Genomic DNA, 19,094 nt, shown 5'->3' with positions numbered 1-19,094 from the left:
TGCCCGTTTTAACTTCGAGACGGGTACACACCTTGCAGTGCAATACAGAAGTTGACACCCAATGAAGGTTGTCGGTTCTCATGAGCTTGATTTGCTCCAGAGTTAGCAACGGCTTGGTCTGACAGTTGTGCGTTTGTCGATATTTCGGAAGAGGTAAAGGCGATGACTTCAGCAGTAGAAGTCGCATCTTGCCCCATAAAATGTGCTTCGCTCGGTTGGGCTGAGTTGCCACTTTCTGCTACACCGCTCAAAATATGGTCATGAGGAGGTAGCTCGGCGGCAGTGAGAGTGACCGACTCTGAGCCAATTCTATCACCCAGACTCCTGGGGGTTAAACCCGGCCCTCGACCATAATTCATTGGCACACGATCAACCAGATTTGGTAGCGCCATGGTTGTACGCCCATCACCACCATACGTTGTACCAATCAAAGAAAATAAGGCGGTGTTCGACGAAATTGGGAGCAGTTGGCCACTGCAAAATGCCCAAGAACGTGGCGCGAAGTTACACGCAAACATCCGAATTTCTGCAATAAATGGTTCAGACATTGTTTTACTCCTTAGTTGCGAGAAGGGAAATTCCCAAACATGCAGATGATAAAATTCACACACAGTGAGGGCATGAGGTTGTTATGTGCTTGACCACCCCCACTGATCCCAATGCTCTGACTATTGAGTTGTTGGAAGTTAGAGGGGTCTGATGGTGCTCCGGCATAGGGCTGATCACCGTCAGATTGTGACGCCAATACATCATTGGCTGGGTTGCTTGAATCAGCATCATTCAAGCTAGCCATGAGAGCGTGATTGTGGTCGGGCAGTTCGTTGATGTTTAATGTCTCTCGCTCAGAACCGAATTTAGAGCCAATCTTACGCGGCGTTAGCCCTGGTCCAGCTCCTTGGTGCACGGGTATGCGCCCTCGTAAATCAGGTAGGGCAAAAGTTGATACGCCGTCACCGCCATAGGTTGTTCCCAACAGTGCAAACAGTGCATTATTTTGGGCGATTGAAAGTATCTGCCCGCTACAATTGCTCCAATTACGTGGAGCAAAATTTCCGGCGAACATGCGTATTTCGCCAATATATGGATCACTCATAAGTCAATCTCCCTGGTTAATTTCTCGATGGAAAAATACCCGTCATTGCAATACAAAAATTAACCACGAGTGTCGGTTGTACGTTGTTGTGTGGCTGACTTGCGCCCATAACTGAAATGCTTTGGGTATTGAGTGACGTTAAATTTTGTGGCGGAGCGTACATATTTCTCGGCGCATGTTGGGGCTGTCGCCCCGAGAATTGATATCCAGAAGCAAGAACCCGAGAAGAAAAGTCATTCACGTTGGCATTCGCTGCTGTTCCTCTTAATGCATGGCTATGCGCAGGCATTTGTGCTTCAGATAGAGTGACTTGCTCAAGCCCCACTTGCTGACCCAAGCGAGTATCCCCCCCTCAGCATGCATGGGCGCACGACCCCTTAAATCGGGCAGAGCAAATGTGCTTCTGCCATCACCGCCATAGATTGTGCCTATTAATGAAAACAATGCTTGATTTTGACTAATAGGCATGAGCTGCCCATCACATTGCTGCCACCCTCTTGGAGGCCAACTGAACCCCCACATACGGATTTCGCTTATAAAAGGTTCTGCCATATTAGTTTCCTCTTTACAAATTAAGTGAGTAGACTCACTATTAAATTATTGAAAAATAACTACTTGCATACATGACTACTAATAACTGGAAAAATGAGATTTCGTTACGCAAATACTCAAACAGCGACATACCTTTTATGCAGCAGCTGTATGCTTCAACACGTGAAAGCGAGTTGGCGATGACCAACTTCAGTGCTGAAGAAAAAGAGCGTTTCATTTCGCAGCAATTTACCGCGCAATTGGCGCATTACACCCAATACTACTGCACTGATTCGTTTGATATTATTGAGCTTAATAACCAGCCCGTAGGCCGTCTTTTTGTTGATTATTGGGACAATGAGATCCGTATTGTGGATATTGCATTGATGCCGCAATACCGTAATTCGGGGATCGGAACTTATTACTTTGAAATGCTGTTTGACCAGGCGCGCGAACTTAATCAGCCGATCACGATTCATGTAGAGCACACCAATCCTGCGAGAAAGCTCTATGAGCGTCTTGGCTTCGTTCTTAAAACGCAGACAAATGATATTTATCTGTTGATGCAGTGGCGTCCCTGACATATTAAGTTGTCTCTCTACAATGTGGCCTTGTTTGACACTGCGTCACGTTTTCTTGCGACCACAGTTTCGTATTCGGTTAGTGAGTTTGGCGACACGAATAGCTCTTTCTCGCCAAAAGTATCGTGACTAATCTTGTAGACTCCTTGGGGTACCGAAAAGTCCTGTGTGCCTTTATAAATAACCGAAAAGGCTTCCCATTCTTCACCGTCGATAGGCCCTTTGAGCACCTCTGAGACCACAAGGTTGACTTGGTTTCCTGCCTGGTCTTCGACCAACACTTTTTCACCGAGCATATTGCTGAGATTGTTGAAGTTGTAATTGTCTGTCACTGAATATCCTTAACACGTTTCCACGTGTGTGATGTAGCTAATCAACAAAGGTTTTAAATCTTAAATTTAACAAATTGAAACATTTAATTAACTTAAGTAAAGTTAGTTTGCTACGTCCCCTTTATCAAGAAACCCACGAGCGCTTTTTCTCGTTTCTGCTGTGTTTGCAATCAATGTCATGCATCTATTTAGCGTTCTAACAAGGTGCCTCTCATGTTAGAGGCACCTATGAGTTTTAACGCTTAAACACTCTTAGTCTGAACAACGACACAAGTGCCAACAACCACAGTAGATGCATAAGTGCACCACTGCTGAGTTTGTTCTTTGGTGGCTCTACTGGCGGTTGTTTCGGTGCCACCGTGATGACTATCTGAGCACTGTCAGTGGCGCCGAGTTCATCCGCAATCGTGTAAGTCACTAATGCGTCACCACTGAATTCATCCATGGGGATAAAGGTGAGTGTACCGTCGTCATTGATGGTGACTTCACCAAAGTCAGTTTCGGCAGAGACCAGAGTTAATTGTTGCCCTTCTGGATCGGTGTCGTTGGCAAGCACGTCAATAAATACGCGGGTGCGATACCAAGTTTCACTCACGTCATCGTTGGCAATAGGTGCCTGGTTTGCAACCACACTTACGTGTACAAAGGCGCTGTGTGTATTGCCATGGCTGTCGGCAATGGTGTACAGCAGCACGTCATCGCCGAGGTACATCATCGGCGCCTCATAATGGATTTGATTATCAACGACGGTGGCGACACCAAATTCACTTTCCACGCTGTCGATGGTGAGGAGATCACCGTCTTCGTCGCTGTCATTGCTGAGTGCGTCAAATGTGGCCGTGCTGTTTTGCACCACTTCATAGCTGTCATCTTGCGCCACAGGAATATGGTTGGCATCCAGCGCAACGGCAATAACACCTGGGTCAATGAGGTTACCGTTAATGGTTGCATCTGCGTCGTTGGCCCCCCCTTCTTGCAAGGTCAGTTGCACACACCAGTGACCTTGGGTAAGTCCTGGCTGCCATACCTCACTCTGTGGAGCTGGGCAGAACCCTCGGCTGCCGAGTGCAGAGGCGATAACATTATTTTCATCAATCACTAGGTCACGCCAAGTGCCATCAATGAACTTACGGTACATAGCATTTGCCGGAATGGGTTGACGCTGTGGGAGTACAAAGCTGACGTTATCACCCGGAATAGACATATCTGTGATGATTAACGCATACAGTGTGCCTACATGGCGCGTTTGTTCATCGCTATCTACGGCACTCGGTAGCAGCTGTGCACCGCCAAAGGCACCATCGGCAAAGCTGCTGGCATGCGCACATGTACCAAACTCACTTTCCACTAAGAAACCTTCATCCAGTGTTGGCGAGGCTGCCAGTACACTGCATACACCCGTGGCATCGAGGTAATCGGGTACACCATCGCCGTCACTGTCGGTGAAGCCTTCTTCGTCATCAGGGATCAAGTCGCCATCACTGTCGCCGGATCCCAGCTCAGGCAGTTGCTCTCGAATATCCAATTGTGCAGTCACTGTCGTGCTCAGCGGCGTTGGGTTATCATCAGTGACGGTGACTTTGACTTCGTACACACCAACGGCCAGTGCTGTGGTATCCAATGTCGTTGTGGCACTTTGGACGGCTGTTAATGGCGCCGTCGGTTCAATGCGCCACTCATAGGAGTGAGTATCTGTGTGGTTTGGATCGGTTACCGACGCGTGCAATTCGATGTCGCTACCGAGTGCGAACAGCGTCAGAGGTTGCGCGTTTTGCATCGCGCTGATGTGTACACGTGGTGCAAGATTACGCTCAGTAATAGTCGCCGTGTGCTGCCATTTAGGCGCTCGGTTCACGTCCTCTGATAGCGAGACAATAATGCTTTCATCGTCTTCATCTTGACCATCAGCATACACATCGAACACCAATGCTGTTTGTTTGGCGTTAAACACCAATTCACCAGCCATGAGAGCATGGTCAGCATTGTCACTGGTGCCCGCAACGGTGTATGGCACAACTAATGGATACACAGGGGCATCACCACTGAGGTAGGCGTTAATGCGATGCTCGCCGCCTTCAGTGGCCAGCGAGTCGGCTGCAAAGCTAATGAGCGGATTTACGGTGATACGTTGAGACACTAGGGCACTGCGATTTTCACTGTCGGTCGCTTGCCAGTACACGGTATGCAGACCCGAAGTGAAATACACGGGGTTGTCGAGCAAGCGCACCGCAATCGCATTGCCTTGGGCATCAACCGCAGTAGCAGTACCGAAGTCTACTTTAGTATAGAGCCCTGTAGCGTTGGCGTTGACATCCGCTGGCACCGTAATTACAGGTGAACCTTCAGGTAAATCACCACTGGCGGCAAAACGCACATTCGCATAAGCATCTGCACCCGCTTTATCAGCGATGCGATAGCGCAAGGTAATTGCCTCCGTTAGCCCGGCAGGCGCAATGTACACCAGTATGTTGTCGACAATACTGACGTCACCTATGTCGGCGCTTGCGGATGTCAGCGTTAACTCATCGTCTTGGTCAACATCATAGTCATTGGCAAGCACATCCAGTTCATAACGGTGATCCGCCGCCATAGCAGGCGTAAAGGCATCATCCACGGCAACAGGGTCGTCATTTTGTGCGTTGATGGTGATTAGTATTGTGGTGGGCTCACTTTGTAACTCGCCATCCGAGGCCACTAACACCAATGAGTCTTCCCCTTGGAAGTTTTCATCAGGGGTGTAATTGAGCTGCAAACCGATGATTTCTGCGTTGCCATGTATCGGCGGCGTCTGCACACTCACAGTGATGGAGTCTGGCGTTTCATCAGTTATATCTAGAAGCAAGGTGGCAGTGGTGTCTTCTTCGCCTGTTAACGAATGACTGTTTATCACAGGTGCCTGATTCGCAGCAGTGACGGTGATGCTAAAGGCAGCTAACTGCGCGCTTAAATCGCCATCACTGACACTGATTTGAATATTGGCAAAGCTGCCGACATCCGCATCTGCAGGGGTACCTGTGAGTGCACCGTTGCTGGTGTTAAAGCTCGCCCATGATGGCATATTCACGATACTGAATGTCAGGGTATCGTCTTCAGGGTCTGAGGCCGTCGGCACAAAGCTGTACTCTTGACCGGCCACCACATCGGAAGCAGGCGTGCCGGAAATGACAGGTGCTTGATTCGCAGCCGTGACGGTGATGGAGAATGCAGGTAACTGCGCACTTAAATCGCCATCACTGACACTGATTTGAATATTGGCAAAGCTGCCGACATCCGCATCTGCCGGTGAGCCAGTGAGTGCGCCTGTGTTGGTGTTAAAGCTCGCCCATGATGGCATATTCACGATACTGAATGTCAGAGCATCGTCTTCAGGGTCTGAGGCCGTTGGCACAAAGCTGTAAGCTTGACCGGCCACCACATCAGAGGCTGGCGTGCCGGAAATGACAGGCGCTTGATTCGCAGCCGTGACGGTGATGCTAAAGGCTGGCAATTGCGCGCTTAAATCGCCATCACTGACACTGATTTGGATATTGGCAAAGCTGCCGACATCCGCATCTGCAGGGGTACCCGTGAGTGCACCTGTGCTGGTGTTAAAGCTCGCCCATGACGGCATATTCACGATACTGAATGTCAGAGCATCGTCTTCAGGGTCTGAGGCCGTTGGCACAAAGCTGTAAGCTTGACCGGCCACCACATCAGAGGCTGGCGTGCCGGAAATGACAGGCGCTTGATTCGCAGCCGTGACGGTGATGCTAAAGGCTGGCAATTGCGCGCTTAAATCGCCATCACTGACACTGATTTGAATATTGGCAAAGCTGCCGACATCCGCATCTGCTGGGGTACCCATGAGTGCACCTGTACTGGTGTTAAAGCTCGCCCATGATGGCATATTCACGATACTGAATGTCAGAGCATCGTCTTCAGGGTCTGAGGCCGCTGGCACAAAGCTGTAAGCTTGACCGGCCACCACATCAGAAGCTGGCGTGCCGGAAATGACAGGCGCTTGATTCGCAGCAGTGACGGTGATGGAGAAGGCAGGTAACTGCGCGCTTAAATCGCCATCACTGACACTGATTTGAATATTGGCAAAGCTGCCGACATCCGCATCTGCAGGGGTACCCGTGAGTGCACCTGTGCTGGTGTTAAAGCTCGCCCATGATGGCATATTCACGATACTGTATGTCAGAGCATCGTCTTCAGGGTCTGAGGCCGTTGGCACAAAGCTGTAAGCTTGACCAGCCACCACATCAGAGGCAGGCGTGCCGGAAATGACAGGCGCTTGATTTGCAGCATTGACGGTGATGGAGAAGGCAGGTAACTGCGCGCTTAAATCGCCATCACTGACACTGATTTGAATATTGGCAAAGCTGCCGACATCCGCATCTGCAGGGGTACCCGTGAGTGCACCCGTGCTGGTGTTAAAGTTCGCCCATGAAGGCATATTCACGATACTGAATGTCAGAGTATCGTCTTCAGGGTCTGAGGCCGTTGGCACAAAGCTGTAAGCTTGACCAGCCACCACATCAGAGGCTGGCGTGCCGGAAATAACAGGTGCTTGGTTGGGTTCTTCTCTGGTTATCGTCGGTACCGATACATCTGAAGAGCGATTGCTCGCAATATCACTAGCAGCGACCACGAAGTCATTTGCGCCAAGCTGTAAATTGGTGCTGAACGACCATAGACCAGCACTGACGACTATCGTATCTAATGCTGTTGGACTATCAGCTACACCGTCATTATTGGCATCTAGATACAACGAAACGCTGACATTATTCTCGGCATGTGTGCCCGCAATATTGATTGTTGAAGTGGTGACTGTTTGCACACTTGAAGGTGACGTTACAATTGGCGCAGTCGGTGCTTGCGTGTCAATGATGATGTCTTTACTGCCACTAAGGCTAGAGCCACTGCCGATAGCAGGTAAAGTGAGCGACGCATCATTGCCTGCAGTATCTCTTATCGTTGCGCCATTGCTGGCTAATGCAGTGGTGCCGATGTAGGCTAGATCTGAGCTGACATCACCAGTTTGTACTTGATAAATAAAGCTAAGCGCCGTGCTAGCAGAGCCTGAGGTGTAGCTGGCTGCTCTGTCGGTTGCTCCTGTCTCTAAGGTGATCTCCGGCGAGCCGCCAAGGATATTAACTGCTTCGCTGAATGTCACAGTGATATTAATGTTTTCTCCGACAGTATAGCTGCCGTCCGCTGTTGTTGATGTGACGTTGATAACACTGGGGGCCAATGAATCGACGACAATTCCGGCCAGTGAGCCCACGTTATTAAGGGCGAGATTTAAGTCGTTATTACTGGCGTCTGAGATAGAACCACCATTTAAGGCAAGCGCCAACACACTGATGGCGTCATCCTCAAGGTCATTTTCTACTGTGTAGCTAAATTGCAACGCTTGAGTATTATTGCCACCACTGAACAGCGCTTGTTTAGTTTGACCGGCAATCTCGATGTTCAAGCTTGGAGAGCCTGTAACACTGACCACTTCATCGGTGTTGATTGTAAAGGTCATTACTTGAGTGCCGGTGTACGTGCCAGCTACTGGCACTTGTACGCTACTTATTGCCGGAGCCGTGGTGTCGTCATCGTCATTTATCACAACAGTAACTTGCTGCACACCTGACTCTGACGCGCCACCCCCACTGACTGCACTGATATCCACGATGACTTGTTCATTTACATCTTCAATACTGTCATCAATGGCTGTTATGCCTTGAGCCGCGTTGGCACTGATGCTACCCGCAGGGATGGTAATACTTGCGCTTGGAGCGCTATAGTCGGTACCACTTGTAGCTGTGCCGCTGAGCCCAAGTGATACGATTACGCTCTCAAATGTTTTATTCGAAATAGTTGCCGTGAGCGAAGTGCTGCCGCCATTTTCATTAATACTTGCCGCCGCGCTCGAAAGTAAGACACTTGGCGCTGATTGCTCATCAGTAATCGTGATAGTTTGCTGCTGTGTTCCTTGTTCTGTCCCAACGCTGACAGTATCAATGTCGACAATAATGGTTTCATTGCTCAGTGCATCGTAGAGATCATCAGCAATTGAAGTGACTGTTATCGCTTGAGTCGATGAATTAGCAGTAATATCGATGCTGGCCTGAGTTGAGTAATCAGTGGTGATGGTTGCTGTGCCAGAGTAACTAAGCCCGACAGTGACGGTTTCAGGCCATTCGTTGTTGAGGCTTGAGTTGAGATTCGCGCTCAGTTGCACAGATCCCCCATTTTCAGCCACCGTGTTGCTATCCACCGTTAAGGTAACACTGGGTAAATTGGCATAAATTGCATCGCTGCTTTGGCTTATCGCGGTTGTGTAATTGCTTTGGTTCGATAAAGCATCTTCGAGGGTGATGTTCACTGCAACATCACTCGCAGCATCGACATCAGTTCCTCCGTCAGCAACCGTGAATTGCGCTGAATAGCTACCACCGGTTAAGTCGCTGAAGTTAGTTAACGTATAGCCATTGAGCGTGCCGCCGTTTAATGTCGCACCAGCTTCGTCCGCACTAATGGATACCGTCACTACATCACCGACTTTGTGAGCGCTATCAGGTATGCTCACACTGGTGATAGTAGGCCCAATTAAATCGGCTGTATGTGTATCGCCAGAGGTATAGGCAGGTGTATAGCCATTGTTGCCATTACCATTGCCGGAACTATCGGTAATATTGGTATTGGCATTAAGATCGAGTCGCACATCCCCATCACCAGAGAGCGTATTAACAACCACATTGACACTGCTGCCCGAGCTTGCCGACACAGAAGCGACTGCCCCAGTTGCCGTGCCGGAAACAGTGGTTAGCGTGAAGTCATCGCTAGAAATGTTCAATGCTGATTTGGAGAAGTTCACTGTATAAGTGATAGAACTGGCATTTGCTACGGGGGTGCCAACTAGGCTAATACTCGTCACGCTGGGGGGGGCAGTGTCAGTCGCGGTGATTTGTACACTGTCAGCATTGCTTAACCCTCCAGATATTGCTCTGAGATTGAAGTTTTCATCAAGTGCGCCCGTTAACGAGTATTCAATGTCTAAACCAGTAAAGGTGGCAATACCAGCACTTGGCGTGATTGTGACACTACTGGCATTCGCATCCTTGTCTCCTGTGCCACTGAGATTTGCTGTCGCGGGGCCATTGACTTCACTGATTGTGATATCAGTTGCATATCCGCTATCGATTACATCGACAGCATCAACGGCATGCACTACGGGCACGGTTGTGAAACTAGTGAGTTGGCCCGAAGCAATTGTTGTTGGTGCAGGTTCCACTGCATAGATCAATTTGGTGGCCACCACATCTGAGGTAACACTGTTAGCGTCTGTGCTTGGAATGTTGGAGCCAACGCCATCTTGGTCGTTCGCGGTTAGAACGAAACTCTGTTGATCCGCCGTGGCGGTATAGGTTAGTGAGCTAAACGTGGCAATGCCGTTACTGGCAACAGTTGTGTTGTTCGTCAATACACCTGCTGAGGCTTCGGTGAGCGTCACCGTTTCAGAGAAGTCTACATCAGTATTGCCAAAGGCGTCTTGCGCTGTAATAACGGGTTGTGTGGAGAGGGCACTACCAGATATGGAACCCGAAGGTTGTGTTGAGAAAACGAGTGACGTGGCGGTAACGTCTAGCGTGCCACCCGTGCTGTTGGTAATTGCAGGTGTACTCCCCATTTGCGTGCCACTCGCGCCAATCGTTAGATTGACGTCTCCCTCAACAATGAGAATAAAGCTACTGTCCTCGGTTACATTGGTGTTGTCGTTGTAGTAACCGTTGACCGTGTAGGTTTCACTGGTGCCATCAGCAATGGAAATACTTAAACCGCTGAAAGTGATACGATCTAGTGCTGTATCGTAGGTACCGGTGACATTCGTCACATCGCTGCCATTAAGGCGCCATGTTATATTGCTCCTGTCGGTGTCCGTAGTTGTGCCGGCTACCCGCACGATTATGTCTGATACGGTCATTGGCAGGCCATCACTTGTGCCACCATCAACGATAGTAAAATCAAATAGATCAACCGCTTCCCCAACAGTATCGGCTGTGGTGTCGAGACCAATAGGCTCAATAACCGTTGAGCCAGCAATCACGTCACCATCGCTGTCAGGGGTATCCGTAACAGAAATCGTGCGGGTATCGATGGCACTGGCCGCATTTTTGTCTGTGGCTGTAACGGTTACTGTGCGATTACTTGTGCCTGGTGTGTTTGAGGTATTGTTGTAGTGAATTGCTCTGAGCGTTTGTTGTACCAAGGCATTGGTCGCATTGGCGTTAAAGGTAATCGTTAATGACGTGCCATTTGTAACAGTACCCTCACTGGCGCTTAAGGTTCCTATGGTCGTGCCGCCATTAAGTAAACTGGTGCCGGAGGTGTTGATGGTGCCTACGACATTATCTGGAATGGAGAGTTGATCCGCGGCTTCGTTATTGGCAGTAATTTGCGCCACCAGCGTGCCGCCGTTCCAATCGGCATCGCCATCACTGTCGCTGAGTGTTGCGGCGCTATCAATTTGGGTGACGCCAGTACCTTCGGTAAAACCGAGCACCGTGTTATCAATGCTAATGACGGGGTCGGTGTTACTAAATGACATCACAAGGTTGTCAACACCCCATTGCGCAGGGCTGTTTGGCGTGATGTAAAGTTTTGTGATGCCTTCGAACCCAGTTAAAGTTACAGCTTGGCCACTAAATGAGTTTATTGAAGGTGAAGTCGCGAGATCGCCCCCTACATCAGAGGTAATAGTAAATGTTCGCGCCCCCGCAGCGGTGATGTTGTACAAATAAATTGAGGTTGCGTCAAAGCTTTCACCTGCGCTGAAATACAGTGTGAGCTGTGACTCATAGTTTTGACTTGGCGCGGCACCGGCTTCCATTTGATCATAGTTTGCACCGATATAAGTACCTATGTCCGTGCCGTTACCAATAATAGTGAAGCCGTTGTTGGTGTAGCTTGCATTGTAACTGGCAGCGCCACCCGATGTTCCCACATCACCAGCAACCGTGAACTGAATAGTGCCAGGAATGCCTAACACGGATGAGAAATCTTTCAGCGCCGAAATACTAAAGGGGCGGTCTGTGTTGATATCCCCTCTTACGACTTCCAACTCCCAGTCAGCGCCTTGATTCGCATTTCCTGTGAAGTCATTTGATGCGGCCACATCAGCGCCCGTGGCGGCGGCAATCAATTCTACGAACTTTTCACCTTGCTCACCTTGGCCAAGGTTACAGTTATAAAATTGAATATCCGCATTCGCAGTTAACTTTTCGCCTAGGAACTTGAGATCGTTGAGGTAATTTTCCAGCTGATTGGTGTCTATGTGTTGCTGCCCAATGTGCAGCTGACCTTGTTGTCCGTGACTTACCCAATGAATTGCTTCGATTTGCGAGTAATGCGTTAGTTTGTCATTAAGCTGCGAAAATATGGGTTGCGAGTCATCTATTTCAATGACATCGATGCCGGGTTTCAGAGCTTTGTAAAACAATGACTTATCTTCGAGTGAAGCATCAATGATCATGACTTCAACCGCAGCTGTGCCTCGGATCAGCGTGAGTTTATTTTTCAATGACAGCGCTTCATTAAGGCGGTGGCTTTGACCCTTCTCAATGGTCACTATTGTTGTCGCATCGTTTTGTTTAGCAACGAGGCTTGGAGAAGGAGGCACTTTGCCGTGCGAGTGAATTGAAGTGGAGGATTGTCGCGTAGGTTGGGTCCGAAGATATCCGGCATAACCGCTGGCGAGAGCAGGCAATGCGCCGAGGCTCAGCGGCATTAAAAGTGCTGCGGACTTATTTAATCTAAAGGGAACCATGCTCACCTCCTTGGCTTTGCTTGGCACACACTAAACTGGCGTTAGTGCCTGCGGTGTCTTGCCAAAATGCCATTTCACTGTATTTGCTAAAAAGCTCAGGCGGTAAAATGCTTCGCCGAGGGCTAAATTTCACTTCTTTTTTGACTGTATGCAGGCCTTTCACACCGATATTGCTATCAAACTCACCTTCTTGGTATTCCACATGGTTAAAATTGTGATTGAAGTTGGGTAGGCCTAAAAATTGATACACTAACTGGATTGATTGCTCGGGATGTTGTGTGAGCAAATCATAATCGAGCAGCAATAAACGCTCAGAATATTCGCCATAGTACGCCTCTTTTAATGCAGTCCATGCACTGCCAAATACGCCTTGATGATGGGCCATCGACTCGCATCGTGTATACACGGTTTGGCGACTTGAAGGTGAATACATACGGCTGTAATCAAACGGATTTTTACGGTAAATGCATTCAAAGCTGTCCATCACCCATGCTGGATTACGGACACAACAAATGATTTTGAAATCATCAAATAATTCCACCAGTTGATGCATACGTGCGGTCCACACCCTATTGGTATCGAAGATCACTTCTTTATCGCTTTGATCTTTGTAATAACTGCTAACAATGCTCTGGCATAAATCTTTGCGTTTAGCTTCATCGAAGAAGGGGGCAAACTCAGAGCCCGCGCCAATTTGTTCTAAACAACCTGAAATTAACGGCGCAACTGGACTACTCATCGCAGCATGAAAAAGGGGATTTTGTCTTAGTAAGCCAGCCAGTAATGTTGAGCCTGAGCGAGGGAGTCCAGATATAAAATGATAGTGCGCCATAGTTTCCCACCATGCGGCTGCGTTGTTTTTGTACTGCTTCTCACAACAACAGTTAAAAGTTTGTTAATGAATTCTAGTTTCTCGTTGGAAAAACACCCAATAAAGCAATTGAATAATTAATCACTTGGCAAGGCTGCACGATATTGAAGGGGGCTCCCTCTTCAATGTTTGTTATGTCATTATTTGCACGTGATGTGAGCGTATCTTGGGCTTGTCCATCGTCACAATGAAGGACAGTGGAAATAGGCGAGAACTTTTTGCTGGATTGGCGAGTTGCCATTATTGCATCACTGGCAAAGTGCTCAGCCACTGTATCGTTTGCAGCAACACTTAATACACCCGTTACACCGCTTAGCTCTGCTATGTCAGTGTGGCTTGGTAGCTCACTTTGGCTCAGTTGGTGCATTTCGCTGCCGAACTTTTCGCCCATCTTCCTTGGAGTTAAGGCTGGTCCATGCCCTTGCCCCATCATATTGCGACCACGTAAGTCTGGCACAGCAAAAGTCGTGCGGCCATCTCCGCCGTATGTCGTTCCTAGCAACGAAAACAGAGCAGGGTTCGAGCTAATCGCTAGCAGCGAACCATTGCATTCACTCCAGCCCCGAGGGGCAAAGTTGAACCCAAATGACTGTATTTGCGCAATAAAGGGTTCCATCATGTACTCCTCAAGCGTGTTGCAAAGAGTAGTGGGTCGAGCGCAATAATTGCTCGCCCGCATCTAAGTTTATTAACTGGGCGAGTCGATCGCCGCTGAGTACACCTAGCTCACAGGCTAAGATATCCAGACGAACACATCCTTGTTTGGTATTGACGACTAACCCTTGGGTTTGTGACACCATCACGACTGTGCCCGCAGGTGTACCATAACTGGGGTAATCAACTACTGTGGCTTGGATAAGCTCGACATTAAGTCCTTTTATTTCGAGCATCACGCGCCCGAAGTGGCCATTACTTGCGCGCGTTAACGCATCGATTTCATATCCATCTAAGGCGTTGAAATCGATAGGAACGACTAATAAGGGCGCCTCAAGAGGGTGAATTTCACGGTGCGCACGCGCGTTGGTAATTGGGTGTTTGCTGACTTTATCGAGCAGAGGCATAAGGCTTTCTAGGGCCAAATAGGCAAAGCGCTGAGTGAGACTTGCATAGGTGTCTTCGCTGTTGATGATCAAGTCGAGTTGGCTGACAATCGCACCTTGGTCAAAGTATTCGCTCATGGCATGCCAGGTTAAGGCGCTGTGCGTTTCTTGATTTCTCAGTTGCCAATAAATGGGGTCTCGACCAATGTAGGCGGGTAGTGATGAGGCGTGGCAGTTATAAATTCCCAGAGGATAGTGTTGTAACACTTCTTTGGGCAATAGGTGGCTGAACGTCATACACAAAGCGATGTCTGCATCAAAGTGAGTGAGGTGGCTTGGGATCAACGTAAGGTTGTCCTTGCATACCGTCTCAAAGGGCACTTGATGCATTTTGAGTGTATGCAGTAGCAATAATAAAGGCGCTTGATGCCCTGTTTGCTGCTGTGGGTCCGGGGTGATCACTCCCACTAAGTATCCCGCTTCGTGTAAAGCTTGAATGCATGGCCAAGCAAAAAGGCTGCTTGCATAGACGACAACGCTTGGTTGGTTATTCATGAGAGAAGCTCTTCGTGACAATAAACCCGGGCAAGCCACTCATACTGTAATAGAAGCTCAGAGTGTCGCCAGAGCGAGCCAGTGTGTCATCTGGCTTTGAGTCCTTTGGGATAAAATTGATACAGACGCTGAGATCAGGAAGTGGGTGAGTGATTCCAGAGTCATACATGTTCAGCTTCTCATTCGCGAACAACGTGATATGGGTGTATAAGCACAGAATTTGCTTTTGCGGTTGATCAGGTAGTTCTGGGACTTTCAGCTTGCCAGCGGTGACCAAAGACTGCTGCGCGATTTGTTTGCTATCAATGTGCGTTAAGCTATTTGCTGTAAGCGACATAACGATACCTAATTCTGTGCGCACAGCCGCACATTGCGAGCGTTTTTGCTCGATAGCGAAATCATCAAGTCCTTCGCGTTGCCATTGTTCTATGTATTCCCGTTGCGCCACGGTGAGGGTCGCGTGCACATCTATTTGTTGCGGAATAAAATAACCCGTCATACTCAACTGATTGGCAAAATGTTGGGCGATTGCGAGGTGCCCTTCACGACTAAAACCATGCTGCATAGCCTCGCAAATAACCATGTCGAAGAGCATAGGAGCACTGTAGTCACAGGCATCACCGCAATACATTTGCTGTACAAATTGTTGTAGCTGCATCTCACTGATGAGTTTATGCAGGGATTTGATAGCTCCTGGTTGCAAATCAATAAAGGTCACTTGGAGTTGCTTACCGGTAATGCCTTGTTGGTGGTAGTAACTCAACAGTGGCAGTAGTAATGGAGCAAACGGTCCGCATGCGGGGTAGGCAATAAATACTTTGTCTTGGCCACAACTTAAAAGCGTTGAAAGTGCTTTATCAATGGCGCGAATGAAGCCGCTCACGCGACGTGTGTCTTTAATGGTGTGAATACAATAGTCGGGCGACATGACTAGCCCGTGCTTGCTGATAAATTGTTGTGTCCGTTCGGCTTTTGAGATATTCGCACCGTCATATACGTTCTTGAAAGCCATAAACAATTGCAGTAGTTTTGGCTCGATATGTGGCGCATCCTCCGGCGACGAGGCTAAAATGTTTGCTGTAATGTCTGAGCATAAAGCACTTAACTCATCGCCTCGTAAGGAAGCTTTGTCTTGTGTAACTGCGAGTTGTTGTTTTAGTAAGCTACGCTGCTGCGCAAAGATTCCAGCAACAGAACCTGCGAATTGTTCTTCCTTGATGGCATGGCGCTGTGCTGCTTGGTTATTTAAAGCCTGCATGGGGATTCCAGTTTTTTTGCCCTGTCAATAGCCTATACTCGCGCAGCGGGATTACCACGATCTGTAATCACATGAAATATTTCTCCTAACAAAAAGGGCTTAGTTATTAATACATTGATGATTCAAGGAACTGCATCTGATGCAGGTAAAAGCACTGTGGTAGCAGGGCTTTGCCGCGTATTGGTGAATCGTGGCAAACGAGTGGCGCCCTTTAAGCCGCAAAACATGGCGCTTAACAGTGCCGTTACAGCCCAAGGTGAAGAGATCGGTCGTGCCCAAGCGCTGCAAGCGTATGCTGCAAAAGTACCGCCGCAGGTGGACTTCAATCCCATTTTGCTCAAACCCAATTCTGACACCGGCGCGCAAGTGATTTTACATGGTCGCCCAATTAGCAATATGGAAGCAGCGCAATATCAAGACTACAAGAAAGTGGCAATGCAGGCGGTGTTGGCATCCCACACTCGTTTAGTGCAGCAATTTGACTGTGTGTTAGTTGAAGGTGCAGGCAGTCCTGCGGAGATCAATCTGCGCGAGGGTGATGTGGCCAATATGGGCTTTGCTGAGCAAGTCGATTGCCCTGTTGTGCTGGTGGCCAATATCGATAAAGGTGGCGTATTTGCACATCTTGTTGGCACCTTGGAATTGTTAAGTGAGTCTGAACAAAATCGAATTAAAGGTTTTATTATCAATGGCTTTCGTGGTGATTTGGGATTGTTGAAAAGTGGTTTAGACTGGCTCGAAGAATACACGCAAAAGCCGGTATTGGGCGTATTGCCCTACATTCATGATTTAGCGCTCGATGCCGAAGATGCTATCGATGAGCACAACAGTCATGATGAGGCCGCTGCGAATATCAGCATTTTATTACTCCCTCACACTAGTAATCACACTGACTTTGATGCTTTGCGTCACCACCCGCAGTGCAACGTGCAGTATGTGCGCATGGGGCAGCGTATTCCACCCTGTGATTTAGTCATCATCCCAGGCAGTAAAAACGTGTTGTTCGACATAACGTTTTTACGCCAGCAACGCTGGCATGACGATATTGCACGCCATCTCAGATACGGTGGCAAAGTACTGGGTATTTGTGGTGGTATGCAAATGTTAGGGCAACGCATCGATGACCCTGAGCTCGTTGAGTCATCTATGGGGGCAGTGGCGGGCCTTGGCATGGCTGAATTTGTGACGACGTTACACAGTGATAAAGTCACTCGTCAAGTGACGGTTGCCAGTGCAGAAGCACAATTCAGTGGTTATGAAATTCATTGTGGTCGCAGTGCAGGCACTGCTTTCGATGCGCCTTTATTTCAGCTAACTGATGGTGAAAGTCATTGGCACGATGGCTTTATCTCGGCGGATAACCTCATTGCCGGCACCTATGTGCATGGCTTATTTGATAGCCCCCAAGGGTGTGATTGGGTACTATCTTGGCTTGATAATTCACGTACCTGGCAAGGTTTTGATTTGAATGTTCAGCGCGAGCAACAGCTTGCACGTTTAGCAGATGTGTGTGAGCAACATCTAGATATTAATAAAATTTTAGCGATCATGGAGTCGTAGCATGACGGATAAGAACGAACAGCATAAAAAACGCCAACAAAAAGTAAAAGAGCAGGTGGATCAGCGCATCGAGCAGGCGCAAATCGAAAAAGGCGTGCTGCAAGTCATTACCGGTAACGGCAAGGGTAAATCCACGTCGGGTTTTGGTACGGTTGCACGTTGTGTCGGTCATGGACAAAAAGCGGCAGTGGTGCAGTTTATTAAGGGGCTGTGGGAATGTGGTGAGCGCAACTTGCTAGAGCAAGTCGGTGTGCCGTTTGCAGTGATGGAAACGGGTTTCACGTGGGAAACGCAAAACCGTGAAGCCGACACCCACGCCGCACAGCAAACATGGCAACAGGCGAAGCAATTTCTTGCCGATGACAACATCGATCTGGTGTTGCTCGACGAGCTGACTTACATGGTTAGCTACGACTATATCGACTTGGATGAAGTGCTTGAAGCCCTTGCGAATCGCCCCACGATGCAATCGGTGATTATTACTGGCCGTGGCGCGCATCGTCGCTTGACTGAATTGGCGGATACCGTCAGTGAAGTGCGCAACGTTAAGCATGCGTTTGACAGCGGCGTGAAAGCCCGCGCGGGGTTTGACTACTGATGCGTGGATATTTCCCTGTATTGCTAATTGTTTTTACCCTATTTGTAGCGACTGCTGACGCGCAGGAAAAAGCGCAGCGCATCATCGCCTTGGCACCACACATCGTGGAAAATCTGTATGCCATTGGTGCCGGTGATGATGTGGTGGCTACAGTGGACTATGCAGATTATCCCGAGGCCGCCAATAACATCATGCGCATTGGTGGTCACCAAGGTATTCAGCTGGAAAAGGTGCTTGCATTACAGCCAACTTTGGTTGTGGTGTGGCAAGGAGGCAACAAAGCCGCCGATATCGAAGCGCTGCAACGATTAGGTGTGCCTTTGTATGTGAGTGAAATTAAAAGCCTCGCCGATATCGCTGTGGAAATTCGCAAACTCGGTGAGTTGGTGCAACGTCAACAACAAGCACAGCAACTGGCATCCGCCTATGAAGCACGCTTAGGCGCGTTGCAAAAACAGTATGCCAATACTTCATCGTCGCGCCCGCAGGTATTTTATCAGTTGTGGCCTACGCCAATGATGACGGTGAACGACAACACCTTGATTGGCAAAGCAATTGAGTTATGTGGCGGCGAGAACACCTTTGCAGATAACATCACTGACTACCCACAAATTAGTCTAGAGCACGTGGTGCTTGCTAAACCGGATGTGATTGTGGTGACATCAGAACAAGCCGCGCAGGAAAAAACAGTGGATTGGCAGCAGTGGCAGAGCATTCCCGCGGTGAAAAATAACGCTATTCGCGCTATTGATGCCAACTTGTTGCATCGTTACAGCACACGCATACTCGATGGCGTTGAAAGTTTATGTGAGGCCATCAACCCGCATTAAGTAAGCGACGGTTATTGCAACGCAAGACACAAAAAGGAAAAGG

General features: G+C 48.7%; 14 protein-coding genes. 4 read left to right on the top strand and 10 right to left on the bottom strand.

What is annotated here, in order from left to right; genetic code table 11:
* Nucleotides 1–8: 8 nt before the first annotated feature.
* Genes ACH19P_RS13055 through ACH19P_RS13040 form a run of 4 tightly spaced genes read right to left on the bottom strand, consistent with a single transcriptional unit; the run spans nt 9 to nt 1,615 of the window.
* Nucleotides 9–548, bottom strand: a complete 540-nt coding sequence (locus ACH19P_RS13055; protein WP_462158964.1) for a phage tail protein — start codon at nt 546–548, stop codon at nt 9–11.
* An 11-nt stretch (nt 549–559) separates the two neighbouring features.
* Nucleotides 560–1,093: a phage tail protein gene (locus tag ACH19P_RS13050; RefSeq protein ID WP_462158963.1), complete on the bottom strand. Its 534-nt coding sequence runs from the start codon at nt 1,091–1,093 to the stop codon at nt 560–562.
* A 16-nt stretch (nt 1,094–1,109) separates the two neighbouring features.
* The gene (locus ACH19P_RS13045) at nt 1,110–1,430 is read right to left on the bottom strand and encodes a phage tail protein (protein ID WP_462158962.1); all 321 of its coding nucleotides are present in this window, start codon (nt 1,428–1,430) and stop codon (nt 1,110–1,112) included.
* Nucleotides 1,358–1,615, bottom strand: a complete 258-nt coding sequence (locus ACH19P_RS13040) for a phage tail protein (protein WP_462159356.1) — start codon at nt 1,613–1,615, stop codon at nt 1,358–1,360. Before ACH19P_RS13040 ends, ACH19P_RS13045 begins: the two co-directional genes overlap by 73 nt.
* 101 nt (nt 1,616–1,716) lie before the next feature.
* Here ACH19P_RS13040 and ACH19P_RS13035 point away from each other — a divergent pair, with 101 nt between their 5' ends.
* Nucleotides 1,717–2,205, top strand: a complete 489-nt coding sequence (locus ACH19P_RS13035) for a GNAT family N-acetyltransferase (RefSeq protein ID WP_462158961.1) — start codon at nt 1,717–1,719, stop codon at nt 2,203–2,205.
* A 17-nt stretch (nt 2,206–2,222) separates the two neighbouring features.
* Here ACH19P_RS13035 and ACH19P_RS13030 read toward each other — a convergent pair whose 3' ends face one another.
* The 6 genes from ACH19P_RS13030 to ACH19P_RS13005 all read right to left on the bottom strand — a co-directional run bounded on the left by ACH19P_RS13030 (nt 2,223) and on the right by ACH19P_RS13005 (nt 16,063).
* Complete coding sequence (locus ACH19P_RS13030) at nt 2,223–2,537, bottom strand: DUF6916 family protein (RefSeq protein ID WP_462158960.1); 315 nt, start codon at nt 2,535–2,537, stop codon at nt 2,223–2,225.
* Nucleotides 2,538–2,772: 235 nt separating this feature from the next.
* Nucleotides 2,773–12,339 carry an Ig-like domain-containing protein gene (locus ACH19P_RS13025; RefSeq protein WP_462158959.1) on the bottom strand — a complete coding sequence of 3,189 codons (9,567 nt, stop codon included), beginning with the start codon at nt 12,337–12,339 and terminating at the stop codon, nt 2,773–2,775.
* Complete coding sequence (locus tag ACH19P_RS13020) at nt 12,326–13,171, bottom strand: sulfotransferase (RefSeq protein ID WP_462158958.1); 846 nt, start codon at nt 13,169–13,171, stop codon at nt 12,326–12,328. The genes ACH19P_RS13025 and ACH19P_RS13020 overlap by 14 nt, the downstream gene beginning before the upstream one ends.
* A 73-nt stretch (nt 13,172–13,244) precedes the next feature.
* A complete protein-coding gene (locus tag ACH19P_RS13015; RefSeq protein ID WP_462158957.1) occupies nt 13,245–13,829 on the bottom strand; it encodes a phage tail protein in 585 nt (194 codons plus the stop codon).
* A gap of 7 nt (nt 13,830–13,836) precedes the next feature.
* Nucleotides 13,837–14,805, bottom strand: a complete 969-nt coding sequence (locus ACH19P_RS13010; RefSeq protein ID WP_462158956.1) for a methionyl-tRNA formyltransferase — start codon at nt 14,803–14,805, stop codon at nt 13,837–13,839.
* Nucleotides 14,798–16,063: an SAM-dependent methyltransferase gene (locus ACH19P_RS13005; RefSeq protein ID WP_462158954.1), complete on the bottom strand. Its 1,266-nt coding sequence runs from the start codon at nt 16,061–16,063 to the stop codon at nt 14,798–14,800. Before ACH19P_RS13005 ends, ACH19P_RS13010 begins: the two co-directional genes overlap by 8 nt.
* A 105-nt stretch (nt 16,064–16,168) precedes the next feature.
* Here ACH19P_RS13005 and ACH19P_RS13000 point away from each other — a divergent pair, with 105 nt between their 5' ends.
* Genes ACH19P_RS13000 through ACH19P_RS12990 form a run of 3 tightly spaced genes read left to right on the top strand, consistent with a single transcriptional unit; the run spans nt 16,169 to nt 19,051 of the window.
* A complete protein-coding gene (locus ACH19P_RS13000) occupies nt 16,169–17,623 on the top strand; it encodes a cobyric acid synthase (RefSeq protein ID WP_462159355.1) in 1,455 nt (484 codons plus the stop codon).
* A 1-nt stretch (nt 17,624) separates the two neighbouring features.
* A complete protein-coding gene (cobO, locus tag ACH19P_RS12995; RefSeq protein ID WP_462158952.1) occupies nt 17,625–18,221 on the top strand; it encodes a cob(I)yrinic acid a,c-diamide adenosyltransferase in 597 nt (198 codons plus the stop codon).
* Nucleotides 18,221–19,051, top strand: coding sequence for a cobalamin-binding protein (locus ACH19P_RS12990; RefSeq protein WP_462158951.1), 831 nt, complete (start codon nt 18,221–18,223; stop codon nt 19,049–19,051). Before cobO ends, ACH19P_RS12990 begins: the two co-directional genes overlap by 1 nt.
* Nucleotides 19,052–19,094: the final 43 nt, after the last annotated feature.

It is taken from the genome of Pseudoalteromonas sp. GB56 (assembly GCF_054923835.1).
This window is presented reverse-complemented; position numbering and strand designations above follow the sequence as displayed.

Excerpts from the sequence above, each read along its gene's own strand:
- ACH19P_RS13005 (WP_462158954.1), bottom strand. The coding sequence starts at position 16,063 with ATGCAGGCTTTAAATAACCAAGCAGCACAGCGCCATGCCATCAAGGAA.
- ACH19P_RS13025 (WP_462158959.1), bottom strand. The coding sequence starts at position 12,339 with ATGGTTCCCTTTAGATTAAATAAGTCCGCAGCACTTTTAATGCCGCTG.
- ACH19P_RS13050 (WP_462158963.1), bottom strand. The coding sequence starts at position 1,093 with ATGAGTGATCCATATATTGGCGAAATACGCATGTTCGCCGGAAATTTT.
- ACH19P_RS13040 (WP_462159356.1), bottom strand. The coding sequence starts at position 1,615 with ATGTGGGGGTTCAGTTGGCCTCCAAGAGGGTGGCAGCAATGTGATGGG.
- ACH19P_RS13015 (WP_462158957.1), bottom strand. The coding sequence starts at position 13,829 with ATGATGGAACCCTTTATTGCGCAAATACAGTCATTTGGGTTCAACTTT.
- ACH19P_RS13035 (WP_462158961.1), top strand. The coding sequence starts at position 1,717 with ATGACTACTAATAACTGGAAAAATGAGATTTCGTTACGCAAATACTCA.
- cobO (WP_462158952.1), top strand. The coding sequence starts at position 17,625 with ATGACGGATAAGAACGAACAGCATAAAAAACGCCAACAAAAAGTAAAA.
- ACH19P_RS13055 (WP_462158964.1), bottom strand. The coding sequence starts at position 548 with ATGTCTGAACCATTTATTGCAGAAATTCGGATGTTTGCGTGTAACTTC.
- ACH19P_RS13020 (WP_462158958.1), bottom strand. The coding sequence starts at position 13,171 with ATGGCGCACTATCATTTTATATCTGGACTCCCTCGCTCAGGCTCAACA.
- ACH19P_RS12990 (WP_462158951.1), top strand. The coding sequence starts at position 18,221 with ATGCGTGGATATTTCCCTGTATTGCTAATTGTTTTTACCCTATTTGTA.
- ACH19P_RS13010 (WP_462158956.1), bottom strand. The coding sequence starts at position 14,805 with ATGAATAACCAACCAAGCGTTGTCGTCTATGCAAGCAGCCTTTTTGCT.